The sequence below is a fragment of the Streptomyces sp. NPDC093085 genome (assembly GCF_040683935.1).
Classification (GTDB): Bacteria; Actinomycetota; Actinomycetes; order Streptomycetales; family Streptomycetaceae; genus Streptomyces.
Map to the genome: position 1 here is coordinate 1 of NZ_JBFBFB010000018.1, position 25,655 is coordinate 25,655.

Here is a 25,655-nt window from a genome sequence, read left to right on the forward strand (position 1 = left end):
GACTCTTTCGTGTCCGATTCCCCGTCGGAGCGGGGTTGCTTTCCAGTTCTTCGCTTTCGCGTTTTCCCTTTCCAGCGATTCCGACTCTACCAGATCCTTTCGGTCCTGATTCCCCGTCAGAAGGGGGGGCGTCTTCCCGGCCCTGCGGCCGTTCCGACGTTCCAAACCTTAGCGGACTCCGTGGGCGACTCATAATCGAGAGTTTCGAAATGAATTTCGGCATGCCGAAATTCATCCCCGCCTGGGGGCCATGCTGAGGTTGGGTGCCGCTGCTGCGGCTTGAGTGGCTGTCGTCGGCGCCGTACCGGCTCCGTGACAACTCGAAGAACTTTACGGACCGGCCGGGGGCGTGTCAAACCACTTGTTGCTCACCTTCTTGCCCCGGCTGGTGCCCCGGCCCGGCCGCCCCGCTCGGTGCGCTCAGTCCAGGTCGGTCAGGCGGCCGCCGGCGTCCGGCTGGGCCTGTTCCACGCGGCGGAGGAGGCGGATCAGCAGGTCGCCCAGGACGCCGCGTTCGTCTCCGGTGAGATCCTGGAGGAGCTCCTCCTCGAACTCCGAGGCCATGCGCATCGCCGCGAGCCACTTCGTGCGGCCCTCGTCCGTCAGCTCGACGATGACGCGGACCCGGTTGGTCTCGTCCCGGTCGCGGGTCACCAGGCCCTCGCCCGCCATGCGGTCGATGCGGTGTGTCATCGCGGCCGGGGTGAGGCCCAGGCGCTTCGCCAGGTCGCCGGGGCCCAGGCGGTAGGGGGAGCCCGAGAGCACCAGAGTCTTCAGGACTTCCCACTCGGTGTTGCTGATGCCCAGTTCGGCGACTTGCCTGCTGTACGCGACGTTCATCCGGCGGTTCAGCCGGCCCAGCGCCGAGACGACCTGCTCCACCTGGGGGTCGAGGTCGCGGAACTCCCGCTGATAGGCGGCGATCTGCTCGTCGAGGCTCGGCTCCTGGAGGCCCTGGGGGTCCTCGGGGCCGGGTTTCTCGGGGGTGTCGGGCATCGGGGCAGTATGCCACGCATCTCTGTTGGCGTTGAAGTCCTTCGATGTGTACCGTTTAGCTTCAAAGTTTAGCTTTGAAGTCTTGGGTGGTGAGTGTGAGCAGGGTGATGGACGCGTCCGCGGCGATGCGTCGGATCCAGGCGGGGAACGCGCTGAGCGCGTTCGGGCTCGGGTTCACGGTTCCGTATCTCTACGTGTACGTGGCGCAGGTGCGCGGGCTCGGGGCCGGTACGGCCGGGGTGGTGCTGGCGGTCTTCGCGCTGGCCGCGCTGGTGGTGCTGCCGTTCACCGGGCGGGTCATCGACCGGCGCGGGCCGCTGCCCGTGCTGGTCGGGGGCGCGCTGGTCGCCTCGGGCGGTGCGCTCGCCATGGGCGTGGCCGGGAGCGTGCCGACCGCCGTGGCCGCCGCCGCGCTGCTGGGGGCCGGGACCGCCGTGCTCCAGCCCGCCCTGGCCACGATGATCGTCCGGTCCTCCACCTCCGCGACCCGTACCCGGGCCTTCGCCACCCAGTTCTTCCTGGCCAACCTCGGGCTCGGGGTCGGCGGGCTGATCGGCGGGCAGCTCGTGGACGAGCACCGGCCCGGCACCTTTCTGCTTCTCTTCGCCGTCGAGGCGGTGATGTTCCTGGTGCTGGCCGGCATGGCCGCGACCGTACGGCTGCCCGGGGCGAGGGCGGTTCTGCCGGGGGTCTCGTCAGCGGCGGCGGTGGAGGGCGGGCTCCGGGGGGTGGTGCGGCACCGGGCGATGGTGTGGCTCTGCCTGCTGGGGTTCTTGGTCTTCTTCGCCTGTTACGGGCAGTTCGAGTCGGGGCTCGCCGCGTACGGTACGGAGGCCGCCGGGATCGGGCCCTCGACGCTCGGGGTCGCGCTCGCCGCCAATACCGCGGTGATCGTGGCCGCGCAGTTCGTCGTCCTGCGGCTGGTGGAGCGGCGCAGGAGGAGCCGGGTGATCGCGGTTGTCGGGGTGGTCTGGGCGTTCGCCTGGGCCGTCGCGGGGTTCGCGGGGCTCGGGCCGGGCGGGCAGGCGGTGGCGACCGCCGCGTTCGTCTCGACGTACGCGCTCCTCGGGCTCGGCGAGGCGATGCTCGCGCCGACGGTCGCGCCGCTGGTCGCCGATCTCGCGCCGGCCGGGGCTGTCGGGCGGTACAACTCAGCGTTCGCGCTGGTCAAGCAGGTCGCGCTGGCGGTCGGTCCGGCGGTGGGCGGGCCGATGGGGGCCGCGCTGCACGGGCCGTACATCGTGACGTTCGTGCTCTGTTCGCTCGGGGTCACCGTGCTGGCCCTGCGGCTCGGGCGGCTGCTCACCCCCGTACAGGATCAGCCGTCGGCGGCAGGCGGTTCGCGGGTGGTGGCGCAGGGGGCCGCGGCTCCCGGTGCCGCTCCCTCAGTGCGGGAGGGCGAATTCGCACCAGACGGCCTTGCCGCCCCCGGGCGTCCGGCGTGAGCCCCAGGACGAGGCGATCGTCGCGATGATGGAGATGCCGCGGCCCGCCTCGTCCGCCGGGTCGGCGCGGCGGCGCCGGGGCAGGTGGTCGTCGCCGTCCGTCACCTCGATGATCAGGCGGCGGTCCGTGCGGCGGAGTCTGAGGCGCATGGGCGGGGTGCCGTGCTGGAGGGAGTTGGCGACCAGTTCGCTGGTGGCGAGGACCCCCAGGTCGCGCAGTTCCACCGGGAAGCGCCAGGAGGAGAGGACGCCGGTCGCGAAGGCGCGGGCGCGCGGGGCGGCCTCGACGCCGCCGAGCAGGTCGAGCGCGGCGTTGTGGAAGAGCTCGGCGTCCGGGCCGGTGCGGGCGGGGTGCTGGAGGACGAGTACGGCGACGTCGTCGTCGTGGTCGTCGGTCACCCCGAGGGAGCGGATCAGCCGGTCGCAGACCACCTGGGGGGAGCCCTGGGCGCCGGAGAGCGCGCGTTCGAGGGCGGCGACGCCCTCGTCGATGTCCTCGCCCCGGCGTTCGACCAGGCCGTCGGTGTAGAGGACGGCGGTGGAGCCGGGCGGCAGGGCGATCGAGCCGGAGGTGTGGAGCCAGCCGCCGGTGCCGAGCGGCGGGCCCGTCGGGTCCTCGGCGCGCTCGACGGTGCCGTCCTCGGCGCGGACGAGGAGCGGCAGATGGCCGGCCGAGGAGTAGACGAGGCGGCCCTCGTTGGGGTCGTGGACGGCGTAGACGCAGGTGGCGATCTGGCTGGCGTCGATCTCGGCGGCGAGTCCGTCGAGGAGCTGGAGGACTTCGTGCGGCGGCAGGTCGAGCCGGGCGTAGGCGCGTACGGCCGTACGCAACTGGCCCATGACGGCGGCGGCGCGCACGCCCCGGCCCATCACGTCGCCGATGACGAGGGCGGTGCGTCCGGCGCCAAGGGTGATCACGTCGTACCAGTCGCCGCCGACCGCCGCGTCCGCGCCGCCGGGGCGGTAGGTGGCGGCGACACGGAGGTCGTCGGGCTGCTCCAGCTCCTGCGGGAGCAGGGAGCGCTGGAGGGTGACGACGGTGCGGTGCTGGCGGCGTTCGCTGGCGCGGAGGCGCTCGGCGGCTTCGGCGTGGTCGGTGACGTCGGCGGCGTAGATGAGGATGCCGGGGGCGCCCTGGCCGGTGACGGGGGTGCAGGTCACGGTGTACGAGCCGGCGGCGCGGGTGGTGCCTTCCTGGGCCTGGGCCTGGGCCTGGGCCTGGGCCTGGGCCTGGCTCTGCCCCTGGCTCTGGCTCTGTCCTTGGGCTTGGCTCTGCCCCTGGGCCTTGCGGGACTTGACGGTGCGGGAGGTGCCGCTGCGGAGCACCTGGTCGAGGAGGGGGAGCAGGCCCAGCTCGGCGAGCTCCGGGCAGCTTTCGGCCGCCGGGGCGCCCAGCGGGCGGGGGCCGAACGTCGCCGTGTACGCGGCGTTCACATACGCCAGACGGTGGTCGGAGCCGTACACCAGGGCGACGAGGGCGGGCAGTTCGCCGAGGATCTCCCGTACCGACAACTCCTCCAGGGAGGGCAGGGCCGGGGTGTCGTCCCCCTCCGGGCCGGTCTGCTGTTCGTACTCACCGCGGGCCGCCGGCACCGAACCGCGGTCCGTCCGCGCGGCGGCGCGGCGCTGTGTACCGGGGAGCCGGGCGCTCCAACGCGTGAAGTTCACGGATTCTCTGGCCTCATGGTGTCGGGTGTCGTGCGGTACGGGCGGTACGGGCGGTACGGAGAGCGGGGAGCGAGGGGGGAGTGAAGGCGGGCAGGGCGGGGCCGTATCACTCTGTGCAGATGTGAGCCCACCTATGGTCACACGTCCAGTGTGATCCACCGCACTGACAGGGGTGCCGGGGTCACGGGGTTGGCCGGGATCGTCCGGTCCGCCGCGCCGCGGGATCTGCCGGGGTCGCCGGCCTCATGCCTCCTCGGTTCCCTGGGGACGTTCTGTGTCCTGGGAACGCTTGGAGCCCCGGGATCGTTCGCTCCCGGCGGCGAGTTCGAATTCGGCGCGCGGGTGTTCCAGCGAACCGAGGGAGACGATCTCCCGTTTGAAGAGCCCGGACAGGGTCCATTCCGCGAGGATGCGGGCCTTCCTGTTGAAGGTGGGGACGCGCGCGAGGTGGTACACGCGGTGCATCAGCCAGGCCGGGTAGCCCTTGAGCTTGCGGCCGTAGACATGCGCGACACCCTTGTGGAGGCCGAGCGAGGCGACCGATCCCGCGTAGGCGTGACGGTAGTCCCGCAGGGGGGCGCCGCGCAGGGAAGCGAGGATGTTCCCGGCGAGAACTCTCGCCTGCCGGAGGGCGTGCTGCGCGTTCGGCGCGCACTCCTTGCCGGGTTCGTCCGAGGTCAGGTCGGGTACGCCGGCGGCGTCCCCGGCGGCCCAGGCGTGTTCGACCCCGTCGACGGCGAGGCTCGCCGTGCAGCGCAGCCGGCCGCGGTCGTCGAGGGGGAGGTCGGTGGCGGCGAGGACGGGGTGCGGCTTGACGCCGGCGGTCCAGACGACCGTACGGGTGGGGAAGCGGGAGCCGTCGCTGAGGACGGCGACGCGGTCCTCGCAGGAGTCGAGGCGGGTGTCGAGCCGTACGTCGATATTGCGGGCGCGCAGCTCCCGTACGGCGTACTGGCCCATCGTCTCGCCGACTTCGGGGAGGATCCGGCCGGTGGCCTCGACGAGGATCCACTTCATGTCGTCGGGTTTGATGTTGTGGTAGTACCGCGTGGCGTAGCGCGCCATGTCCTCCAGCTCGGCGAGCGCCTCGACGCCCGCGTAGCCGCCGCCGACGAAGACGAAGGTCAGGGCGGCGTCCCGGATGGCGGGGTCGCGGGTGGAGGAGGCGATGTCCATCTGTTCGATGACGTGGTTGCGGAGGCCGATGGACTCCTCGACGGTCTTGAAGCCGATGCCGTGGTCGGCGAGTCCGGGGACGGGGAGCGTGCGGGAGACGGAGCCCGGGGCGAGGACGAGTTCGTCGTAGGTGAGGTCGACGGTGCCGTTGTGCTCCGCCTCGGCGGCGAGGGTGCGCAGGGTGGCGGTGCGTTTGGCGTGGTTGATGGCGGTGGCCTCGCCGACGAGGATCGTGCACCGGTCGAGGACGCGGCGGAGCGGGACGACGACATGGCGGGGGGAGATGTTGCCGGCGGCGGCCTCGGGGAGGAACGGCTGGTACGTCATGTACGGGTCGGGCGAGAGGACGACGATCTCGGCGTCGCCGCTCTTCAGCGGCCCCTTCAGCTTCCGCTGGAGGTGGAGCGCGGTGTACATGCCGACATAGCCGCCGCCGATCACCAGAATGCGTCTTCTGGGCGGGCGCGCCTCCCAGGGCAGCGCCGCGGGCGGCGTCGCCTCCGGCAGGGGTGCCTCGGGCGGCGTCGCCTCCGGCGTCTTTGCCTCGGGCGCGGGTGCGGGGCTCGTACCCCGGGAGATCTCAGCCGTCACCTTCCCATGACGCACCCGGCTCGGGTGTTTGTCCACAGGCGCGACGCATTGTATGACCGGAGAACGTGGTCGGGGCGGGGCGCCGCCGGGCGGGTGAACCTACGGTGTCCGGCGGAGGCGCGCAGGTCAGCGGGGCGGGGCGGGGGCGGGCACGGGGACGAATCCGGCATCTTCCGGTCCTTGCTCCGATCGGGGTGCGCTCTGTGCGGAACTACCCTCTTCTGAATTGCCTCGGGCTGAACTATGTTCGTAGCTCGTCGGGGTTGTCCGGCCGGTGGACCGGACCGGGACCCGGCAGCCAGGCGGGGAGTCTCCGGGGGGAGACATCATTACCGGGGGAACGCTTATGCACATTCAGGATTCTCATTGGCAGGCTGCCGTCGTCACCGAGGGTGACGGAAGGGTGGCCGAAGAGAGCCGGCTGGGAGCGGTGGGGGCGGGCGGAGCAGGTCGTGCCGCGCCCCTCCGTGTGGACGCACAGCGCAATCTGGAGCACGTACTGCGGGCCGCTCGCGAGGTGTTCGGCGAGCTGGGGTACGGGGCTCCCATGGAGGACGTCGCACGGCGCGCCAGGGTCGGGGTCGGTACGGTCTACCGGCGCTTCCCGAGCAAGGACGTGCTGGTCAGGCGGATAGCCGAGGAAGAGACTGCCCGGCTGACCGAGCAGGCGCGGGCGGCGCTCGGGCAGGAGGAGGAGCCGTGGTCGGCGCTCTCCCGCTTCCTGCGCACCTCGGTGGACTCGGGCGCGGGGCGGCTGCTGCCGCCGCAGGTGCTGCGGGTCCGGGTGGACTCCGACGAGGTGGCGGCGGGCGGCGCGGACGGTTCTGGCGCCGCGGGTGGCGTGGGCTCGGCGGGTGCCGTGGCCGCTGTGCCCGGACACGGGCCTGTCGGGCCTGTCGGGTCCGTCGGGCAGGGGTCCGGTGGGCGCGGCGCGGCGGCGGACGAGGCGCGGGTGCCGCAGCAGCGGCAGGCGGGCCACCCCGATCTGCGGGTGGTGGGGTCACGGATATCGGCCTCGGCCGACGACCTGGACGACCCGGGCTCCGTCGAACTGCTCGATGTGGTCGGGCAGTTGGTGGAGCGCGCGCGGGCGGCGGGTGAGCTGCGCAGCGATGTGACCGTGGCGGACGTCCTGCTGGTCATCGCGACGGCGGCGCCCACGCTGCCGGACGCGGTGCAGCAGGCGGCGGCCTCGGCGCGGCTGCTGGACATCCTGCTGGAGGGACTGCGGTCCCGGCCCGCGTAGGCGTCTCCGGGGGCCGGTGCGCGGGTGCGTATCGGCCCTTCCGGGCTCGTGGCCTTCGCGGCCGGGCTCCGAACTGGCGTACCAGAGAGCGGCGTTGATCATTCCCCGAACGGGTGACACTTAAAGCAGTCGTCCGCGAAAGCCCCTCGGACGAGTGGTCCCGGTCCACGAACCCCGTGGTCGGCGGCGTGTGCTGTGGCACTCTGTCCCGGTCTTTGGGTCAGGCAGGTGCGTACGGAGCACATCCGGTGCGCACGTGTCCAGCGCACGTACGGGGGCTTCCGCGATGAGCGGCGACGGACAGCAGCACGGGCAGCATGGACCGGGCGGACCGGACGAGCCGGACGGGCCGCTCGGGCCGCGTGGGCCGCGCGGCGGCGATGGGGCCGACGGTAGCGACCGTACCGCCGATGGCATGGGCGGCGGTACGGATTCCGGGGATATGGCGTCTCCTCGCCACATCCCGGGGCAGGTTCCGGGCCAGATGCCGGGCCAGATGTCCGGGCAGGCGCCGGGACAGGTGCCGAACCAGGGCGGGCCCAAGGAGCCTTCGCCCACCGTGGGGGTACCCGGGCAGGCCGGACCGGGCGGTCCGGCGGGGGCCGGCGGTCCGGCGGGGGCCGGCGGGCAGGACGGCGGGGTGCCGTCGCAGCGGGAACGGGCCGCCGGGGCCCCGGGTCCCGGGGGTCCGGCGGCGGAGCCGGGTGGTCCGGCCGGGGGCGAGGAGGAGGCCCCGTCGGACGGGGATCTGATCCAGCGGATGCGGGACGGCGACGACACCGCGTACGCGGAGCTGTTCCGCCGCCACTCGGGCCCGGTCCGGCGGTACGCCCGTACGTGCTGCCGCGACGCGCACACCGCCGACGACCTGACGGCGGAGGTCTTCGCCCGGACGCTCCAGGCGGTACGCGGCGGGGCAGGGCCCGAGCAGGCCGTACGCGCCTATCTGCTGACGACCGTACGGCGGGTGGCCGCCACCTGGACGAAGTCCGCGAAGCGCGAGCAACTGGTCGAGGACTTCGCGGTGTTCGCGGCCCAGGCGGTCCGTACCTCCGAGATCTCCGACGAGGACACCCTCGACCTGGGCGCGGATGTCCTGGCGATGCACGAGGCCGAGCAGTCCATGGCCATGCGGGCGTTCCGCAGCCTGCCCGAGCGGTGGCAGGCCGTGCTCTGGCACACGACCGTCGAGGAGGAGTCGCCGAGCCAGATCGCGCCGCTCTTCGGGCTCTCCCCCAACGCCACGGCCGTACTGGCCCGTCGGGCCAGGGAAGGGCTCAAACAGGCCTACCTCCAGGCACATGTCAGCTCGTCGCTGACGTCGGAGGGCGACTGCTCGCGGTACGCGGACCGGCTCGGCGCGTACGCGCGCGGCGGGCTGCGGATGCGGGCGGAGCGCGGGCTGCGCAAGCATCTGGAGGAGTGCGCCAAGTGCCGCCTCGCCGCGGTGGAGCTGGCGCAGGTCAACTCGGCGATCCCGGCGGCGCTGCCGATCGCGGTGATCGGCTGGTTCGCGGCGGGTTACTCGCTCAAGGCGGCCGGGGTCGTCGCGGGCGGCGCGGTGGGGGCGGCGGGCGCGGGCGCCGCCGCCGCGGCGACCGGGGCGGCGGGAGGTACGGCGGCGGGAGGCGCGGCGGCGGGCGGTACGGCTTCCGGGGGCGCCGCCTCCGGGGGTGCGGCCTCCGGGGGTGCGGCGTCGGAGGGGCTGGGTGCTCCGGCCAAGGCGGGCATCGCGGGGCTGCTGGTGGTGGTCGCCGCCGGGGTGGCGTACGCGCTGACGAACAACAGCCCCGAGCCGGACGCCAAGCCCCGGGAGAAACCGCCGGTCGCGCAGCCGCTCGTCCCCCGGCCGCCGGCGCCTTCGCCCGCCCCGACCCCGCCCGCCGAGCCGCCCGCGCCACCGGCCCCGGCCACGGAGCCCGCGCCCGCCCCGGCCCGTACGACCCCCCGGCCCACGCCGACGCCGCCCCCTTCGCCGAAGCCCACGCCGAAGCCCACGCCGAAACCGAAGCCGAAGCCCACGCCCAAGCCGAGCCCCACCCCCACCCCGGCTCCCCCTCCGAGCCCGAGCCCGAGCCCGAGCCCGACACCGCCACCGCCGCCTCGGCCGGCGCCGGCGGTCTACCAGGTGAACGAGTTGCGGTACGGCGCCTTCGGCGACGGCTCCGGGCCCGAGGTACGGCTCGGAGAGAGCGGCTGGCTCTGGCAGCGGTCGAACGTGTCGATCGGCGGGACGCGTTACGGGCACGGGGTCACCATGCGGGGCTCGTCCTCGGTGACCATCGACCTCAACCGGAGCTGCTCCACCTACGCGGCGCTGGTCGGGGTGGACGACCTGACACCGCTCGGCCAGGGCTCCGTACGCTTCTCCCTCTACGCCGACGGCACCCGGCTCTGGCGCTCCCGCGTCCTGCGCGGCGGGGACCCCGCGGTCCCGCTGGAGGTGGGTATCGCGGGCCGCTCCGCGATCCGGCTGGTGGTGGAGCCGTACGCCTCGCTCGACACGATGGCCCTGGCGGACTGGGCGCAGTCGCGCATCAGTTGCCGCTGAGCGGCCCCGGGACCGGGGGAGCCCGCGTCCGGGTCAGGCGGGGGCGCCCGGCTTGTCCAGGAGGGTTTCGAGGCGGGTCAGTACGCCGGGCCAGCCGTTGCCCATGCCCTGGTACGCCTGCCGGCCCATCGGGGAGTCGAGGTCGAAGCCCGCGTGGGTGAGGTGGAGCCGGGTGCCCTCCCCCTCCGGCTCCAGCCGCCAGGTGATGGTGGTGTCGAGCGCCCCCTCGGCGAAGACGTACGCCAGCAGCCGCTCCGGCTCCGCCTCGGTCACCCGGCAGGGCTGGCTGCCGAAGCCGCCCATGTCCAGGGTGAAGCGGTGGCCGACGACCGGCCGGACATCGCCCGCCGCCCACCAACGGGCGTGCAGGCCGGGGTCGGTGAGCGCGTTCCACACCACGGCGGGCGGGTGGGGCAGAAATCTCTCGAAGCTGATCGCGTCAACGGCACCGCTGTTGTCGTTCATTTCTCTTTCTCCTCACTGTTCTTGCTGTCCCCGCCGCCCTTGCCGCCCGTGCCGTCGTCGCCGTTCTCGCCGGCTCCGTCCAGCACATCGGCCAGGGCGTCGAGTCGCTCGTTCCAGTACTGCTCGAACGGCCTCAGCCACGCGCTCACTTCGGCCAGCCGGCCCGGTTCGAGGTGGTGGAAGCGGTGCCGCCCGCGCGGCTCCTCCCGTACCAGACCGGCCGCCCGGAGCACCGCCAGGTGCTCGGAGACCGCCGGTCTTCCCAGCTCGAACATCCCGGCCAGCTCGCCGGTGGAACGAGGCCCTTCACGCAGGCTCTCCAGCAATTTGCGGCGCACCGGATTGGCCAGCACGCCGAACACGTCTGTGGGCACACCCGCACGATACGTCGGAGAATTCCGACGCGTCAAGAATCTCCGACGCGTCCGGGATGCGCGTCCGGAATATCCGTACGCCTACGACCGGAGCGACTACGACCGCAGCGCCTACGACCGCAGCGAAGGCCGGGGCAGCACTCCGCCCGCCACCGCGCGCTGGCGCGGGGCCGCCGTGCCCGTCCAGCAGGTGCCCCGGCGGGAGAGGAGGCGGCGGAGCCAGAGTTCCGTGGAGACCAGGTCCGCCAGGCCGTCCAGGGGGACCGGTTCGCCCTCCGCCGCCGCGCGGAGCGCCTTGCGGACGACCCTCGCCTCCACCAGGCCGGCGTCGGCCAGCAGCGGGGCGTCGAAGAGGGTGATCAGGTCGCCTATCGCGGCGCGCAGGCCCACGCGGTTGGCGGAGGCCGTGCCGGGGCGGGAGGTGGCGCCCCAGCCGGGCGGGAGGTCGTGGATGCCGGAGTCGGCCAGCACCGTACGGAGGATGTCGGCGCGGGCGCCGGGCTGGACCCGTAGCGCCTCGGGGAGTTCGCGGCAGGCCCGTACGACCTGGTTGTCCAGGAACGGGGCGTGGAGGCGCTGGCTGCGGATCTCGCCCGCCTGCTCGAAGACCCGGTGGTCGGCGGCGAAGCGGGCCAGCGCGGCGCGGGCGCGGGCCTCGCCGGGGCGCTGGACGGCGGTGGGGCGGGTCGCTCCGGACAGCAGGCGAACCGATACTTCCGCCAGGGCCTCCCCCGTCAGCCAGCGGGCCGCGGGCCCCGGGCGCGACCAGGTCAGGGCGGCCAGCGAGGCGCCCAGCGGGCCGTTCGCCGCGGCCGACAGCAGCGTGCGGTTGGCCTGCGGGAGGCGGGCGGCGGCCTGTTCGAGGCCGGTGCGGTACGGCGTACGGGCGAGGCGCCGCGCCGCCCGGTAGACCGTCACCGGGATGAAGAGCGAGGTGGGGGAGGGGCCTTCGGCCTTCGCCAGGGCGGTCACCGGGTGCAGGAGATGGCGTCTGCGGCGGTCCAGCAGCAGATCGGCCAGGCGCGCCGGGTGCGCGTCGAGGACCTCGCGGGCGCCCGCGCCGGTGAAGTGGTCGGCGCTGCCGGCCGCCAGGCGGCGGCGGTGGCGTTCGGCGGCCACCAGGGATGGGCCGGGCTCGTCGGTCAGGGGGCCTTCCAGATCGGCGTAGGGCAGCGCCTCTTCGCCCGCCGCCACCACCACGTGGTGGAGTCGGGGGTTGGCGGCGATCGCCCTCGCCCGCTCCAGTTCCGCCTCGTCGTGGCCCGCCGCCGACAGGTCGTTGAAGGTGACGGCGAGAAGGCGCTCCCCCGCGCCCGTGCCGTGCCCCAGGATCGTGCCGGGCGCGCCGGGCAGCCCGGCGGCGAGGAGGGCGAGGGTGGCGGAGGCGCTGCCTCCGGAGAGGTCGGCGCCGATCCCGGGGACCGGGCCCCCGCGCGCGGCGCGCCGGTCGGCCGGGCCCATGCCGGGGACGGGCCCCGGATCGGGCGGCAGGGTCTCGGGCGCGTGGCGGGGGGCGAGCAGCCGGGCGCGTACGGAGTCGACGAGCGCGTCCCGTACGCCCTCCACCGCGCGCTCCGGGTCGCGTTGGGGCCCCGCGACGGCGAGCGAGGCGACCGGCTCGTACCCGGTGATCTCCCGGGAGCCCTCGCGCAGCACCAGCGCGTGCCCCGGCGGGATGCGCTTCACGCCCTCGTACGGGGTCGAGTCGCGCAGCGCCTCCGGGGTCTCCGGGCAGGCCAGCAGCGCCGCCAGATGCCCGATGTCGAGCTGGGCCTCGATGAGGTCGGCGAGCGGGAGCGCTGCGGTCGCGTACGCCGTACCACCGGCCCAGGGCGTGTAGAAGACGGGGCGGGCCCCGGCGAGGTCACCGGCGATGGTGATCCGGCGGCCGATCTGGGCGACCGCGGTGTAACTCCCGGACCAGGCCGTGAGATGGCGCAGGGCGCCGCCGCGCGCCGCGAAGAGCCCGACCCGCAGCTCCTCGTCGCTCGCCCCGCAACACCCCAGGACGGCAAGGCGGGTGAAGGGGTCCACCGTGACGACTCTCACCTCGTCGGGGCGCCAGTCGCCGACGGCCCAGAGCGGATCCGGGTCGCCCCAGAGGAGTTGGGAGCCGACGGGGTGGACGGAGCCGGACTCGGCGTCGCCGATGGGGCCGACCTCCCCCACGGTGCCGAAGCGTGCGGCGATACTGCTCCACCCCACCAACCAGCGCATCGCCGCCTCCACGCTTCCACACCCCGTGGCACACTGCCACAGGCTGTGGATCAATCGGGCCCGGACCCGGGCGCTCCTGGACCTGGATCGTGCGGTCCCGGAGCCATGATCCCGTGTCGAAGGTCGACCCGAGAAGCCCGGACCGAAGGTCAACCCGGGGAAGCCCGGACCGACGCGCGCCGGAGCCGTACCAAAGCCGTGCCGAAGCCGTACGGGACCATGCTGCCATGACAACAGCGCACAGGAGGGTCTGCGGAAGCGTGTGGGCGAAGGGGAATGCGCCCCTGGCATGAACCAGTTGGCGGAGATACGGCCCTCCCCACATAGGCAGCATTCAGCCAATCTCCGAACACGGCCCGGCGCGCCGCGCGGGGTGCCGGCGCCGGCGATCGTCCGGCCCGGGAGGCGGGCTGCGCCTCCCGGACCGGTCCACCGCCCGCGGGGATTGGGGCGGTGGGATTCCCCCAGCCCACTCGTTCCAGTACGCAGTGGGCCGACCCACGCAGGTCTCATGGAAGCCCTCGCGCGCCCTTGGGGCCAAGAGCGCACAGCCGGGCGCACGGTACACAACGGGAGCACGGGGCGTCGCTCCGGGGGCCCTTTCGGGGGTTCGGGACGGGCAGGTTTCCCGCCATCCGGAACTCCGCCCCTTAACGGTCGGGATGTGGCGAACTACGCTGGGTTTACGAATGCCGCGCGCCTATGCCGCACAGCGGCGGCCGTCTGGGTGTCGAGGGGTGACGCATGTCCAGGGAGCTACGCGGGCCGAACGAGAAGCTCGGCACCGTTCTCGCCCTCGCGGGAATCAGCAACGCCGGCCTCGCCCGGCGGGTCAACGACCTCGGGGCGCAGCGCGGTCTGACACTTCGCTACGACAAGACGTCCGTGGCGCGGTGGGTGTCGAAGGGGATGGTCCCGCAGGGCGCCGCGCCCCATCTGATCGCCGCGGCCATCGGGGCGAAACTGGGACGCCCCGTCCCGCTCCACGAGATAGGGCTCGCGGACGCGGACCCGGCGCCGGAGGTCGGTCTCGCCTTCCCGCGCGATGTCGGCGAAGCGGTGCGCTCGGCCACGGAGTTGTACCGGCTGGACCTCGCGGGCCGGCGCGCGGGCAGCGGGGGCATCTGGCAGTCGCTGGCCGGATCCTTCGCAGTGAGCGCTTACGCCACACCCGCCTCCCGGTGGCTGATAACCCCCGCCGACTCCTCGGTCGCCCGCGATCCGGCGGTCGCGGAGGCGGCGCAGGGAGCGCACGGCGGGGGCTCCGGCGCCGGGCAGGGCGCGCAGACGCATGCGGCTGCCGCTGCGGCGGCGGCCGATGGAACGGCGGCTTCCGGCGGTCCGGGAGGCCCCGGGGACGTCTCCCCGCTCCGGGTCGGCCACAGCGATGTCGCCAAGCTCCGCGAGGCGGCCTCCGACGCGCGCCGCTGGGACTCCAAGTACGGCGGCGGCGACTGGCGTTCCTCGATGGTCCCGGAGTGCCTGCGGGTCGACGCCGCGCCGCTGCTGCTGGGCGCGTACAGCGACGAGGTGGGCCGGGGCCTCTTCGGCGCCACCGCCGAACTGACCCGGCTGGCCGGGTGGATGGCCTTCGACACCGGCCAGCAGGAGGCGGCCCAGCGCTACTACATCCAGGCGCTGCGGCTGGCCCGCGCGGCGGCCGATGTGCCGCTGGGCGGGTATGTGCTGGCCTCCATGTCGCTCCAGGCGACCTACCGGGGCTTCGCCGACGAGGGCGTGGACCTGGCGCAGGCGGCGCTGGAGCGGAACCGGGGCCTCGCCACGGCCCGCACGATGAGCTTCTTCCGGCTGGTGGAGGCGCGCGCGCACGCCAAGGCGGGCGACGCGGCGGCGGCCGGCGCCTCGCTGAAGGCGGCGGAGGGGTGGCTGGAGCGCTCCCGGGACGGCGACGCCGACCCGGGGTGGCTGGGCTTCTACTCGTACGACCGGTTCGCGGCCGATGCCGCCGAGTGCTACCGCGACCTCAAGGCGCCGCGCCAGGTACGGCAGTTCACGGAACAGGCGCTCTCCCGGCCGACCGAGGAGTTCGTACGCTCGCACGGGCTGCGGCTGGTGGTGAGCGCGGTCGCCGAACTCGAATCGGGGAACCTGGACGCGGCGTGCGCGGCCGGTACGCGGGCGGTGGAGGTCGCGGGACGGATCTCGTCGGCCCGCACCACCGAGTACGTACGGGATCTGCTGCACCGGCTGGAGCCGTACGGGGACGAACCGAGGGTGGTCGAGCTGCGCGAGCGCGCCAGGCCGCTGCTGGTGGCACCGGCGTAACGCTGCCCTTACGGGATTCCCAGCCCCCTGCCCTTACGGGATCCCCCGCACCCTCCGGTGGCCCGCCTTCCGCTTCCCTCGCCCTCCCCCTGGTACTTCCTCGCGCTTCCCTGGATTGATCGGCGTGCGCGGGTTTGCGGACGGGGCGCGCGGGCCAGTGCACTATCGGGGTGGGAGGTGACGGGCGCGATGGGCGAACACGTCAGGCACGCGGCGCACGCGTCGGAGCACGCGGCGTTCGACTGCGAGGTGCTGGTGATCGGCGGCGGGATCGTCGGCCTGTCGACGGCGTACGCGATCACGCGCGCGGCCCCGGGCACCCGGGTCGTCGTCCTGGAGAAGGAAGCGGGCCCGGCCCGCCACCAGACCGGCCACAACAGCGGCGTCATCCACAGTGGCGTCTACTACCGGCCCGGCTCGCTCAAGGCGCGGTACGCGGTGCGCGGCTCGGCCGAGATGGTCGCGTTCTGCGCGGAGCACGGCATTCCGCACCGGGTCACCGGCAAGCTGATCGTCGCCACCCGCCGCGACGAGCTGCCCCGGCTGCACGCCCTGGTCCAGCGCGGCCGGGAGAACGCGCTGCCGGTACGGGAGCTGGGGCCCGCCCAGATCGCGGAGTACGAGCCGCAGGTGCGCGGCCTCGCGGCGATCCATGTCGGCACGACCGGCGTCTGCGACTTCACGGCGGTCGCCCGGCGGCTCGCCCGCTCGGCGGAGGCGGCGGGCGCGTCCGTACGGTACGGGGCGGAGGTCACCGCGATCGACCGGCGCCCGTGGGGCGTGGCGGTGGGCACCGCGTCCGGGGCGGTGGTCAGGGCGCGGGCCCTGGTCAACTGCGCGGGGCTCCAGTGCGACCGGCTGGCCCGGCTCGCGGGCGACGAACCGGGGATGCGGATCGTGCCGTTCCGGGGCGAGTACTACGAGCTGGCCCGGCCCGAGCTGGTGCGCGGGCTGGTCTATCCGGTGCCGGATCCGGCGTTCCCGTTCCTCGGGGTGCATCTGACCCGGGCGGTCGACGGCACCGTCCATGTGGGGCCGAACGCGGTCCCGGCGCTGGCCCGCGAGGGGTACGCGTGGTCGGCCGTACGCCCGGCGGAGGTGGCCGGGACGCTGAGCTGGCCGGGGGCGTGGCGCACGGCGCGCAGGCACTGGCGGTACGGCGTGGGCGAGGTGCGCCGCTCACTCTCGAAGCGGGCCTTCACCGCGGCCGTCCGGCGGCTGCTCCCGGCGGTCACCGAGGCGGACCTGCGGCCGGCCCCGGCGGGCGTACGGGCCCAGGCGGTCCTGCGGGACGGCACGCTCGTGGACGACTTCCTGATCCGCCGCTCGCACCGCACGGTCCACGTCCTGAACGCCCCGTCCCCGGCGGCGACCGCATCCCTGCCGATCGGCCGGGAGGTGGCCCGGCAGGCGCTGGCGGTGCTGGCGGGGGACGGGGTGGGGGCACCGGTGCTGGAGGGCGGCGCGCGGCGCCGGTAGTACGGGCAGCGCATCCTGCTTTCTCCTGTGCCTCCAGCGCGTCCAGGCCCTGTGGCGAGGGGCGGGCGCCCGGCGTCCGGGAAGGCGCCGGGAAGGCGTCCGGGGACGCCGGGGAAGGGTCCGGGGGACGCCGGGGAAGGGTCCGGGGGACGCCAGAGAAGGCGTCCGGACGGCGCTGGTGAAGGCATCCGGACAGCGCGTGCGAAGGCGTCCCGGAGAAGGCGTGCGCGGGGCCTCCGTAGAATTGGCGGTGCCGTACGACCGCCGTCACCCGCCCGGATTGCCGAGAAGACCCCGAGATGACCGAGAACCCCACGCCGAGCCGTTCCGTGAGCAGTGCGGGGACCACCGCAGAGAGCCGCCCCGGGGAGACCCCAGCGGACCGCCCGGGGAGCATCGCCGGGGACAGCCCCGCGCAGCCGCCGGCGCACCGGCCCGCGAGCCGGATGTTCGCGGACGGGGTGGGCCCGGCCGCCGATCCCGCCGGGTCGCACTTCGAGCGGCGGATCCGGAGCTTCCAGCCGCGCCGGAGCCGGGTGACCACCGGGCAGGCCGACGCGCTGCGGCGGCTCTGGCCGGTCTGGGGCATGGACATCGACGGGCGGCGGGTCATCGACCCGGCGACGCTCTTCGGCGGGCTGCCGGTCGTCCTGGAGATCGGCTTCGGGATGGGCGAGGCGACGGCCCGGATGGCCGCCGCCGACCCGGCCACCGGCATCCTCGCGGTCGATGTGCACACCCCCGGCCAGGGCAATCTCCTCCGGCTCGCCGAGGAGAACGGGCTGACCAACCTCCGGGTGGCCAACGGCGACGCGATCATCCTGCTCCGCGAGATGCTGCCCGAAGCGTCGCTGGACGGGCTCCGTGTCTTCTTCCCCGATCCGTGGCCCAAGAAGCGCCACCACAAGCGCCGGCTGATCCAGCCGGAGTTCCTGACGCTGGCCGCGACCCGGCTGAAGCCCGGGGCCGTGCTCCACTGCGCGACCGACTGGGAGCCGTACGCCGAGCAGATGCTCGCCGAGCTGACCGCGCACCCGGCGTACGAGAACACGGTGCCCGGGGACGGCCCCGGCGGCGGTTACGCGCCCCGGCCCGCCTTCCGGCCGCTGACCCGGTTCGAGGGCCAGGGGCTCGACAAGGGGCACGCCGTGCACGACCTCCTCTTCCGGAGGGCGCCGGAACCGGTGTGACCTGGTGGTGCCCCTCGCGCCATGGTCAGGTGTCAGTGCCCCTCGCTAGGGTCATCAGGTGTCAGAACCGCCCCAGCAACGCCTCGACCGGCCCGCGTGGCAGCCCGCGCACGAGCCCGCGCCCCCGCGTGCCCACGCCCACCCGGCCATCCCGGTCTACGAGCAGCAGGAGCGCCACGGCGACCTGTGGAGCGCGGTGCCCGAGCCGGCGCGCAGGCGGTACCGCCCGGCGCGGGCGCTCTGGCGGAGCCGGACGGCCCGGATCGCGGCGGTCGTCCTCGTGCTGGCGCTCTGCGCCCTGGTGATCCTCGCGCTCGTACGGGAGCAGACCGGCCCGCAGGGCTTCCTGGTGGGGCTCGGGCTCGCCGTTCTGCCCGTACCCCTGCTGACGGCGTCGTTCCGCTGGCTGGACCGGGTCGAGCCGGGCCCGTGGACGAATCTGCTCTTCGCCTTCGCCTGGGGCGCCTTCGCGGCGGCGCTGGTGGCGATCATCGCCAACTCCTTCGCGACGGAGTGGATAGCCACCGCCACCGCCGACCCGGTCGGCGCGGAGTCGCTGGGCGCCACGGTGATAGCGCCGGTCGTGGAGGAGAGCGCGAAGGCCACCGCGATACTGCTGGTCTTCCTCTTCCGCAGGAGGAGCTTCACGGGGCTGGTCGACGGGGTGGTGATCGCGGGGTTCAGCGCCACCGGCTTCGCCTTCACGGAGAACATCCTCTATCTGGGCAGCGCCTACGGGGAGGACCAGAGCCGGGGGTACGCGGGGCTGAACTCGGTGACGGCCGCGACCTTCTTCGTACGGGTGGTGATGTCGCCGTTCGCGCACCCGCTCTTCACCGCGGCGACCGGGATCGGCTTCGGCCTGGCGGCGATGGCCGCGCGGCGCCAGAAGTTCCGGCGCGTGGTGCTGCCGCCGCTGGGCCTGCTGTTCGCGATGGGCATGCACGCGCTGTGGAACGGCTCGGCTTCGCTCTTCGGCCCGTTCGGCTTCTACGCGGTGTACGCGGTCTTCATGGTGCCGGTCTTCGGGCTGGTGACCTGGCTGGTGATCTGGAGCCGCCAGCGCGAGCTGCGCACCCTCGCCGCCGAGCTGCCCGCGTACGCGGCGGCGGGGTGGCTGGCCCCCGCCGTGCCCGTGGCGCTCTCCTCGATGCGGCTGCGCTCGATGGCGCGCGGCTTCGCCAACCGTACGCACGGCCCGGCGGCGGCGCGGGCGGTCGCGGAGTACGAGGGGTTCGCGACCTCGCTGGCGTTCCTGCGCCACCGGGCCGGGCGGGACCCGGTGGGGCCGGACTTCGTCGAGCGCGAGCAGGAGCTGCTGCACCATCTGTGGGAGCGGAAGGAGATAGCCGGGCCCGCGCTGACCCACGCGGCGCGGGCCGCCGGGCGCGTATGGGCGCCGCCGCCGTACATCGACTACGACGGCTACAACCCGTACCGCCAGTACTGATACACCCCGTACCGCCGGTACCGGCCGCACTGAGCCCCCGCCGGGAAGGGGCGGGGGCTCGGAGTCAGAGTGCGCGCGCGTACCCGTAGGGGTACGGCTCTGGCGTGCTCAGGGGTTGATGCCCTTGCCCTGGAGCCAGGCCATCGGGTCGATGCCCGTGCCGCCCGCCGTGTGGACCTCCAGGTGGAGGTGGGGGCCGGTGACATTGCCGGTCGCGCCGACGCGGCCGATGACATCGCCGGTGGAGACCTTCTGGCCGACGCTGACGGCGAGGGACGACTGGTGCGCGTACCAGACCTCCGTACCGTCCTCCAGCTCCAGGACCGTGCGGTAGCCGTACGAGCCCGACCAGCCGGCCGAGGTGACGGTGCCGCTGTGGACCGCCTTGATCGGCGTGCCGGTGGGCGCGGCGAAGTCCAGGCCGGTGTGGTAGCCGGAGGACCAGAGGGAGCCGGACTGACCGAAGGTGGAGGTGATGGTGTACGAGGAGGTCGGCAGCGAGTAGCTGGCCGCCAGCTTGGCGAGCCGCTCCTGCTCCGCCTTGATCTTCGCCTCGGCCTCGGCCTTCTTCTTCGCCGCCTCGATCTTCTTCTCGGCGTCGCTCAGGCGGGCCTTGGCCTGGCTCGCGGCCTTCTCGGCCGCGGCGTCCTCGGCCGCCGCCTTCTGCGTGGCGTCGGCGCTGGCCTGCTGCCGCTCGGCCTGCTGGATGATGCGGGCGCGGAGCGCCTCGCCGGCGTCGGTGGCGCCCTGCTCGGCCTCCGTGACGGTCAGCCCGGCGGAGGTCAGCGGCGCGTTGGCGAGCGGGTCGGTGGTCCCGGCCTCTTCGCCGCCGAGCGAGCCGATCCCGGGGAGGGACTTGGCGTCGGGGAGGCTGTCCGCGATGGCGTCGGGGAGGGATATGGAGACCGCGGGCTTGTCCTGGGCGGTGGCGATGCCGCCCGCGCCGACCGCGGCCATGACGCCGACGCCGAGGACGGTGGAGCTGCGGGCCAGCCCGTTGCGCTGCTTGGCCACCCGGTGCCTGCCGCGTACCGGCTGGATGGACTCCTCGGTGGGGTTCCACTCGCCCCAGGTGCCGGGCGCCTGGCTCGCACCGCCGCTGCCGAAGGCGGGGGTTTCGATGGTGGCCGTGGGGGCAGGCTGGTTGGACGCCACTGAGGCGTGCTCCTTTCCTTCCTTCTCGCCTACCGGGTTAGCTGACGGGTTCGGAGCAGGAAGGTCTCCTACGGATGTCCCCTGCCGCGCGGGCGGCAAGTAACTCCCGATTCACCCCAATTGGTGGTTCCCCGGTTCCCTCGCGGGATTCGGCGCATGCGCACGGTGCCGTCTCGGCGACGGCTGGGACAACCGCGCTGCGTTATCGAACGTTAATAGAGACCAGGGCCTTATTCCAAGCTGTTCCCGATGATCGTTAACGACTTCGCAACGGACGTACCCGGACACAAGAGCGCGCACTCGGGCGAGTTGAACGGGATTCGGGGCGGGTGACGTGACCACGCGCACGCGGCGCCCCGACTCCGCGCTATACGGAGGAACACCTTCCCGTCACCATGGGTGACAGCCGCCGTCACACTTCCCTCACGGGAACCCGTACGGGGCCCCGCACGGAGACTCTTACGTACCCCCTTACGGCCCCCCTTACGGACACCCCTACGGACACCCCTACGGGACGATCGGCACGGACACCCTTACGGGACGATCGGCATCGTCCTGCGCCGCTCCGGCTCCCCCCGCGCCGGCCGGCTCACCGCCAGCAGCGCCATGTCGTCCTGGCTGCCGCCGCCCGTGTGGAGCCGTACGTCGTCGATGAGCGCCTGGAGGAGTTCGTCGGGCCCCTGGAAGATCCGCCCGTCGAGCCGCTCGCGCGGCACGTAGAAGGCGCCACGGGCGTCCCGGGCCTCGCTGAGGCCGTCCGTGTAGAAGAGCAGCGTCGCCCCGTCGGGGTACGGCGCCTGCTCGGCCCGGTCCGGCCACGCGCCCAGTTCGCTCATGCCGAGCGGCAGCGCCGGATCCCTCGGCACCAGCGTCCGTACGGCGCCGTCGTGCCCCATCAGCAGCGGCTCGGGGTGGCCCCGGTTGACCAGCCGTACGACGCCCTCGCCGTGCGGGATCTCCGCCAGTACGGCCGTGGTGAACCCCTCGAAGACGTCGAGCCCGTCCCGCCGGGTGCCCTCCCGCAGCAGCGAGCGCTCCAGCCGCTCCGCGACCCCCTCCAAGGTGCCCTCCTGCTCGGCCGCCTCCCGGAACGACCCGATGATCACGGCGACCGCCTCGACCGCCTCAAGACCCTTGCCCCGTACGTCGCCGACCACCAGCCGCACCCCGTAGGGGGTGTCCTGGACGGCGAAGAGGTCACCGCCGATGAACGCCCCCTCCTGGGCCGCCTCGTACCGCGCGGCGATCCGGAGCCCGCCGATCCGTTCGGCGGGCCGGGGGAGCACGGCGCGCTGGGCGGTCTCCGCGATGATCCTGGCGGAGGCGAGCCGTTCGCCGCTCCGTCTGACGACCCCGTTGATGTAGAGCGCGAGGGCGGAGACGACGAGCACGGTGAGGAGTTCGCTGGTCGCCGTCACCGTGTAGAGCGAGTCCGTCTTGATCCGGAGCCCCGTCTCGGCGCCGAGCGAGAACACCGCCACCAGCAGGGTGCCCACCATCGGGTAGAACGGGGCCGCGATCAGCGGGGCGGCGGCGAAGAACGGCGCCGCGGTGACCCGGGCCGGGGTGACCACGTCCAGGACCACCCCGCCGATGATGACCAGGGCGGGGAGCACCCGGACGATCCTGCGGCCGGCGCGGGCCCGCCCGTACGCGAGGAGCCCGTGCGGCCCGTGGGGCCCGTAGGGGGCGCCCTCCGGGAGCCCGTTGTGCGCCCCTTCCGGGGCCAGGGCGAGTTCCTCGACCAGATGGCGCTGGTGGCGCCGGTTCCGCCGGCGCCGGTGGACGGTGTCGCGGACGTACCCGGCGGCCGCCCGGAACCCCGCGGACGCCCGGCCGCCGGCGCCGCCGCCACCGGGGCGCTCCGCGTTCTTCCTGACCTTCCCCACCAGTCGTCTCCTGCCCGGTCCGCCGACGGCTGCGGACGGTACCCGCACACCCTCCAGGCTGGCCGCCACCGCTCGGGGCGGCGACCGCCGTCGGCCGTACGGGCTACGGAGCCGCCGGTGGCGGCCGGTGGGGCTCCGTAACTCCTCCGCAGGTTCTCAGCCGGTCAGGTGGCGCTCGGCGTACACCTTCATGGCGTCCCGCACGAGCACAGCCGTACCTTCACCGTACTTGTCATAGTTCGCGGCGAAACGTGGATCTTCGACATACATGGCCGTGACACCGATGACATAGGCCCTGGTGGGCTCCATGGTCACCGAGAGCCACGCGCAGTGGCGCCGGGCGATCTCCTGCGCCTCGTCGCTCTCCGGGCCGTACCCGGCCGCCTTCGCGCTCCCCCAGTCGCGGGCGATCGCCTCGTGCCGCTCCTGGAACGCGCGGCGCTCCTCCTCGCCGAGCGAGCGCCACCACCGGTCGCCCTTCTCGTACGCGTCGCGCCCCCACCGCTCGGTGACCTCCTCCGCGTACCGGGTGTGCGCGAAACCGTCGAACACTTCCTCTGCCATGAGTTCCTCTCCGTTCTCGGTTTTGTGGAGAGTGGTCCGTACGGACACGATCAGCCGCCCGATCCGCTCGCGCTCCCGCTCCAGCAGCTCCAGATGGCCCCGGAGGGCCGCCACGGTCTCCCGCCGGCCGTCCTGGCCGTCGAGAATCCGCCCGATGTCCGGCAGCCCGAGCCCGAGCCCGCGCAGCAGCAGAATCCGCTGGAGCCGGACCAGGGCGTCCTGGTCGTAGTACCGGTAGCCGTTGGCCCCGGTCCTGGTGGGGACCAGCAGGCCGAGCTCCCCGTAGTGGCGGAGCGTGCGGCTGGTGGTACCGGCCTTCTTCGCGATGTCCTGGATCGACCACTCCATGACGTTCACGGTAGAAGTTGACGTTACGTAAAGGTCAAGCGGAATGCGCAGGCGTTCGGCACGCGGAGGCGTCCGGGAACGCGAAGGCGCTGCCCGATTCAAGGCACCGGGCACGACGAAGGCACCGGGCACGACGAAGGCCCGGATCCTCGATGAGGATCCGGGCCTTGCGTTTTCCACGAGTAGCGGGGACAGGATTTGAACCTGCGACCTCTGGGTTATGAGCCCAGCGAGCTACCGAGCTGCTCCACCCCGCGTCGGTGAACACAACTCTACGCCATCGGGAGCGGGCCCATGACCACCTGGGGACGGCCACCGGCCGGCGGCCACCTGGGGACGGCCACGCGGCGGGATTCAGGCCCGGTCCGCCGTGGCGTGCACGGAGCCGAGCAGGGTGAGCGCCTCGGCGTCGGGGCCGCCCGGTTCGGCGTGGTAGATGATCAACTGCTGGCCGGGGGCGGCCCGTATGTCGAACGCGTGGTACGTGAGGGTCAGCGCGCCGACGTCCGGGTGGTGGAAGTACTTGTGCTCCAGGGTCTTGCCCCGCACGGTGTGGGTCTCCCAGAGCCAGGCGAAGTCCGCACTGCGCGCGCTGAGTTCGGCGACGAGCCCGCGCAGCTCCGGGTTGCCCGGGTCGATGCCGTACGCCTGGCGCAGATGCCCCACCACCGCCTCGGCCGTCTGGTCCCACCGGGGGTGGAAGGGCCGCCCGGCCGGGGCGAGGAAGACCATGCGGGCCAGGTTGTCCATCGGGTCGAAGGGCGAGTACACCGCACGGGCCAGGGGGTTGGCGGCCAGGATGTCCAGGCTCGGGCCGATGACGAGCGCCGGGGTGCCGGGGTAGCCGTCGAGCAGGACGCGGAGCGCGGGGTCGACCCGGCCGGGGGTGGCGGCGGGCGGCCTGGACGGCGCGGTTCCGGCGAGCCGGTGCAGATGGGTCCTGGCGTCGGTGTCCAGCCGGAGCGCCCGGGCGAGCGCGTCCACCACCGGTGGGGACGGGTGGCGTTCGCGCCCCTGTTCCAGCCGGGTGTAGTAGTCCACGTTCACCCCCGCCAGCACGGCGACCTCCTCACGGCGCAGCCCGGCCACCCGCCGCACGCCGTAACTCGCCATCCCGACATCGTCCGGCCGCACACCGGCCCGGCGCGCCCGCAGGAACTCCCCCAACTGGTTCTCGCCCATGCCCTCCACGCTAGGGCGTGGGCGGGTACCGCCGCCTGGGTGTGCCGCACCCAGGGAGCAGACGGCCTGGGCCGCCTGCCGGGCCGCGCCCAGACTCGGTGTCCTCCGAGAGAGGACGAGAGGAAGAGTCATGACGAACACGGCAGAACGAACGGGCAAGGTGGTGGCGATCACCGGCGCCAGCAGCGGGATCGGCGAGGCGACCGCCCGCAGGCTCGCCGCCGACGGCCACCGCCTGCTGCTGGGGGCACGGCGCACCGACCGGCTGGAGCGGCTGGTCAAGGAGATCACCGCCGAGGGCGGCACGGCGGCGGCCCGGCGCCTGGACGTCACCCGGGCCGCCGAGGTCCGGGAGTTCGTGGCGGCGGCCGGTGAGCAGTACGGCCAGGTGGACGTGATGGTCAACAACGCCGGGGTGATGCCGCTCTCGCCGCTGGCCGAGCTCAGGACGGCGGAGTGGGACCGCATGATCGACGTGAACCTGCGGGGCGTCCTGCACGGCATCGCCGCCGCGCTGCCCGTGATGCGGGCGCGGGGCGGCGGCCACATCGTGAACGTCTCCTCCGTCGCCGCGTACGAGGTCTCGCCCACCGCCGCCGTCTACTGCGCCACCAAGTTCGCGGTCCGCGCGCTCTCCGAGGGGCTGCGGCAGGAGTCGGCCGGCTCCATCCGGGTCACGCTGGTCTCGCCGGGGGTCACCGAGTCCGAACTCGCGGACGGCATCGCGGACCCGGCCGCCCGGGAGGAGATGCGGACGTACCGCTCCGTGGCCCTGCCGGCCTCGGCGATCGCGGACGCCATCGCCTACGCCGTCGCGCAGCCGCCCGAGGTCGACGTCAACGAGATCGTCGTACGGCCGGTGGGGAGCAACCAGTGACGACACCCGACGGCGCCCCGCACCCCGCCGCTGACTCCGCCGCCCTGGAGCGCAGGGTGCGGGCCCTGGAGGACCGGGACGCCCTGCGCGCCCTCATGATGCGGGGCTGGCGGGCGCTGGACCGCAAGGAGTGGCGGACCTGGTCCGCCTGCTGGGCCGAGGACGCCGTCATGGAGTTCGGGCCCTGGGAGCGGATCCGGGGCCGGGAGGCCATCCGCGCCAAGGTGGAGGAGGCCGAGTCACCGTACGAGAGCATGCAGCACCACATCCTGAACATGCGGGTGGAGGTGGCGGGTGACCGGGCGACCGGCACCGGGTACATGTGGTTCGTCGCCGTCACCGCCCCCGGCAGAACCTCCGCGCCGTACGCCATGGGCGGCCCCTACGACTGGGAGTTCCGCCGGGACGGGGACGGCTGGCTCCTGGTCCGGCAGCGGCTCGGGGTCTGGTGGACGGAGGGCGAGGACACCGTACGGGCCTTCGAGGCGAGCTGAGCCGACCGCCCT

General features: G+C 73.6%; 19 protein-coding genes, 1 tRNA gene and 1 riboswitch. Of the genes, 9 read left to right on the forward strand and 11 right to left on the reverse strand.

The genetic code is table 11. From position 1 onward, the window contains the following. Positions 1–420: 420 nt before the first annotated feature. The gene (locus AB0O07_RS32700; protein WP_365640300.1) at positions 421–996 is read right to left on the reverse strand and encodes a MarR family transcriptional regulator; all 576 of its coding nucleotides are present in this window, start codon (positions 994–996) and stop codon (positions 421–423) included. Between the two features lie 125 nt (positions 997–1,121). On the opposite strand from AB0O07_RS32700, the gene AB0O07_RS32705 reads away from it, so the two are divergent. After that, entirely contained in the window at positions 1,122–2,441 is a 1,320-nt protein-coding gene (locus AB0O07_RS32705; protein WP_365640510.1) for an MFS transporter, read from the forward strand. Here the strand turns inward: AB0O07_RS32705 and AB0O07_RS32710 are convergent. Both AB0O07_RS32710 and AB0O07_RS32715 read right to left on the reverse strand, forming a co-directional pair. After that, a complete protein-coding gene (locus AB0O07_RS32710) occupies positions 2,382–4,109 on the reverse strand; it encodes an ATP-binding SpoIIE family protein phosphatase (RefSeq protein WP_365640302.1) in 1,728 nt (575 codons plus the stop codon). The genes AB0O07_RS32705 and AB0O07_RS32710 overlap by 60 nt on opposite strands. Before the next feature lie 243 nt (positions 4,110–4,352). Continuing rightward, a complete protein-coding gene (locus AB0O07_RS32715) occupies positions 4,353–5,765 on the reverse strand; it encodes an NAD(P)/FAD-dependent oxidoreductase (protein ID WP_365640513.1) in 1,413 nt (470 codons plus the stop codon). A gap of 457 nt (positions 5,766–6,222) precedes the next feature. Between AB0O07_RS32715 and AB0O07_RS32720 the strand changes: the two genes are divergently transcribed. Next, positions 6,223–7,122 carry a helix-turn-helix domain-containing protein gene (locus tag AB0O07_RS32720; protein WP_365640305.1) on the forward strand — a complete coding sequence of 300 codons (900 nt, stop codon included), beginning with the start codon at positions 6,223–6,225 and terminating at the stop codon, positions 7,120–7,122. Between the two features lie 415 nt (positions 7,123–7,537). Further along, entirely contained in the window at positions 7,538–9,673 is a 2,136-nt protein-coding gene (locus tag AB0O07_RS32725; protein WP_365640515.1) for a sigma-70 family RNA polymerase sigma factor, read from the forward strand. Between the two features lie 33 nt (positions 9,674–9,706). Here AB0O07_RS32725 and AB0O07_RS32730 read toward each other — a convergent pair whose 3' ends face one another. The 3 genes from AB0O07_RS32730 to AB0O07_RS32740 all read right to left on the reverse strand — a co-directional run bounded on the left by AB0O07_RS32730 (position 9,707) and on the right by AB0O07_RS32740 (position 12,729). Next, on the reverse strand, positions 9,707–10,138 hold the full coding sequence (locus AB0O07_RS32730; RefSeq protein WP_365640308.1) for an SRPBCC domain-containing protein: 432 nt from the start codon (positions 10,136–10,138) through the stop codon (positions 9,707–9,709). Further along, the gene (locus AB0O07_RS32735) at positions 10,135–10,512 is read right to left on the reverse strand and encodes a metalloregulator ArsR/SmtB family transcription factor (RefSeq protein ID WP_365640310.1); all 378 of its coding nucleotides are present in this window, start codon (positions 10,510–10,512) and stop codon (positions 10,135–10,137) included. The genes AB0O07_RS32730 and AB0O07_RS32735 overlap by 4 nt, the downstream gene beginning before the upstream one ends. Positions 10,513–10,623: 111 nt before the next feature. Continuing rightward, positions 10,624–12,729, reverse strand: a complete 2,106-nt coding sequence (locus tag AB0O07_RS32740; protein ID WP_365640313.1) for an asparagine synthase-related protein — start codon at positions 12,727–12,729, stop codon at positions 10,624–10,626. Positions 12,730–13,473: 744 nt separating this feature from the next. Here AB0O07_RS32740 and AB0O07_RS32745 point away from each other — a divergent pair. The 4 genes from AB0O07_RS32745 to AB0O07_RS32760 all read left to right on the forward strand — a co-directional run bounded on the left by AB0O07_RS32745 (position 13,474) and on the right by AB0O07_RS32760 (position 19,134). After that, positions 13,474–15,015, forward strand: coding sequence for a sporulation protein (locus AB0O07_RS32745; RefSeq protein ID WP_365640316.1), 1,542 nt, complete (start codon positions 13,474–13,476; stop codon positions 15,013–15,015). A gap of 189 nt (positions 15,016–15,204) precedes the next feature. After that, positions 15,205–16,494: an L-2-hydroxyglutarate oxidase gene (gene lhgO / locus AB0O07_RS32750; RefSeq protein WP_365640318.1), complete on the forward strand. Its 1,290-nt coding sequence runs from the start codon at positions 15,205–15,207 to the stop codon at positions 16,492–16,494. Between the two features lie 446 nt (positions 16,495–16,940). Beyond that, positions 16,941–17,684, forward strand: a complete 744-nt coding sequence (gene trmB / locus AB0O07_RS32755) for a tRNA (guanosine(46)-N7)-methyltransferase TrmB (RefSeq protein ID WP_365640517.1) — start codon at positions 16,941–16,943, stop codon at positions 17,682–17,684. A gap of 184 nt (positions 17,685–17,868) precedes the next feature. After that, on the forward strand, positions 17,869–19,134 hold the full coding sequence (locus AB0O07_RS32760) for a PrsW family intramembrane metalloprotease (protein WP_365640519.1): 1,266 nt from the start codon (positions 17,869–17,871) through the stop codon (positions 19,132–19,134). Between the two features lie 108 nt (positions 19,135–19,242). Here the strand turns inward: AB0O07_RS32760 and AB0O07_RS32765 are convergent, their stop codons facing one another. The 5 genes from AB0O07_RS32765 to AB0O07_RS32785 all read right to left on the reverse strand — a co-directional run bounded on the left by AB0O07_RS32765 (position 19,243) and on the right by AB0O07_RS32785 (position 24,272). Next, on the reverse strand, positions 19,243–20,256 hold the full coding sequence (locus AB0O07_RS32765; RefSeq protein WP_365640521.1) for a M23 family metallopeptidase: 1,014 nt from the start codon (positions 20,254–20,256) through the stop codon (positions 19,243–19,245). Positions 20,257–20,300: 44 nt separating this feature from the next. Then, positions 20,301–20,454, reverse strand: a riboswitch (cyclic di-AMP (ydaO/yuaA leader). A gap of 368 nt (positions 20,455–20,822) precedes the next feature. Beyond that, complete coding sequence (locus AB0O07_RS32770; RefSeq protein WP_365640524.1) at positions 20,823–21,914, reverse strand: PP2C family protein-serine/threonine phosphatase; 1,092 nt, start codon at positions 21,912–21,914, stop codon at positions 20,823–20,825. 420 nt (positions 21,915–22,334) lie between these two features. Beyond that, positions 22,335–23,090, reverse strand: a complete 756-nt coding sequence (locus AB0O07_RS32775) for a TipAS antibiotic-recognition domain-containing protein (RefSeq protein ID WP_365640319.1) — start codon at positions 23,088–23,090, stop codon at positions 22,335–22,337. 183 nt (positions 23,091–23,273) lie between these two features. Continuing rightward, positions 23,274–23,347 (reverse strand) — tRNA-Met (locus AB0O07_RS32780). 97 nt (positions 23,348–23,444) lie between these two features. Continuing rightward, complete coding sequence (locus tag AB0O07_RS32785) at positions 23,445–24,272, reverse strand: helix-turn-helix transcriptional regulator (protein WP_365640321.1); 828 nt, start codon at positions 24,270–24,272, stop codon at positions 23,445–23,447. A gap of 130 nt (positions 24,273–24,402) precedes the next feature. Between AB0O07_RS32785 and AB0O07_RS32790 the strand changes: the two genes are divergently transcribed. Next, the gene (locus AB0O07_RS32790) at positions 24,403–25,149 is read left to right on the forward strand and encodes an SDR family oxidoreductase (RefSeq protein ID WP_365640324.1); all 747 of its coding nucleotides are present in this window, start codon (positions 24,403–24,405) and stop codon (positions 25,147–25,149) included. Then, positions 25,146–25,643 (forward strand): nuclear transport factor 2 family protein, encoded by a 498-nt coding sequence (locus AB0O07_RS32795; protein WP_365640327.1) that lies wholly within the window; start codon positions 25,146–25,148, stop codon positions 25,641–25,643. The genes AB0O07_RS32790 and AB0O07_RS32795 overlap by 4 nt, the downstream gene beginning before the upstream one ends. Positions 25,644–25,655 lie beyond the last annotated feature (12 nt).

What these genes read in the sequence shown, in the direction of transcription:
- AB0O07_RS32730 (WP_365640308.1), bottom strand. Translation starts at nt 10,138, where the DNA reads ATGAACGACAACAGCGGTGCCGTTGACGCGATCAGCTTCGAGAGATTT.
- AB0O07_RS32700 (WP_365640300.1), bottom strand. Translation starts at nt 996, where the DNA reads ATGCCCGACACCCCCGAGAAACCCGGCCCCGAGGACCCCCAGGGCCTC.
- AB0O07_RS32705 (WP_365640510.1), top strand. Translation starts at nt 1,122, where the DNA reads ATGCGTCGGATCCAGGCGGGGAACGCGCTGAGCGCGTTCGGGCTCGGG.
- AB0O07_RS32720 (WP_365640305.1), top strand. Translation starts at nt 6,223, where the DNA reads ATGCACATTCAGGATTCTCATTGGCAGGCTGCCGTCGTCACCGAGGGT.
- trmB (WP_365640517.1), top strand. Translation starts at nt 16,941, where the DNA reads ATGTTCGCGGACGGGGTGGGCCCGGCCGCCGATCCCGCCGGGTCGCAC.
- AB0O07_RS32740 (WP_365640313.1), bottom strand. Translation starts at nt 12,729, where the DNA reads ATGCGCTGGTTGGTGGGGTGGAGCAGTATCGCCGCACGCTTCGGCACC.
- AB0O07_RS32785 (WP_365640321.1), bottom strand. Translation starts at nt 24,272, where the DNA reads ATGGGCGAGAACCAGTTGGGGGAGTTCCTGCGGGCGCGCCGGGCCGGT.
- lhgO (WP_365640318.1), top strand. Translation starts at nt 15,205, where the DNA reads ATGGGCGAACACGTCAGGCACGCGGCGCACGCGTCGGAGCACGCGGCG.
- AB0O07_RS32725 (WP_365640515.1), top strand. Translation starts at nt 7,538, where the DNA reads ATGGGCGGCGGTACGGATTCCGGGGATATGGCGTCTCCTCGCCACATC.
- AB0O07_RS32745 (WP_365640316.1), top strand. Translation starts at nt 13,474, where the DNA reads ATGTCCAGGGAGCTACGCGGGCCGAACGAGAAGCTCGGCACCGTTCTC.
- AB0O07_RS32775 (WP_365640319.1), bottom strand. Translation starts at nt 23,090, where the DNA reads ATGGAGTGGTCGATCCAGGACATCGCGAAGAAGGCCGGTACCACCAGC.
- AB0O07_RS32790 (WP_365640324.1), top strand. Translation starts at nt 24,403, where the DNA reads ATGACGAACACGGCAGAACGAACGGGCAAGGTGGTGGCGATCACCGGC.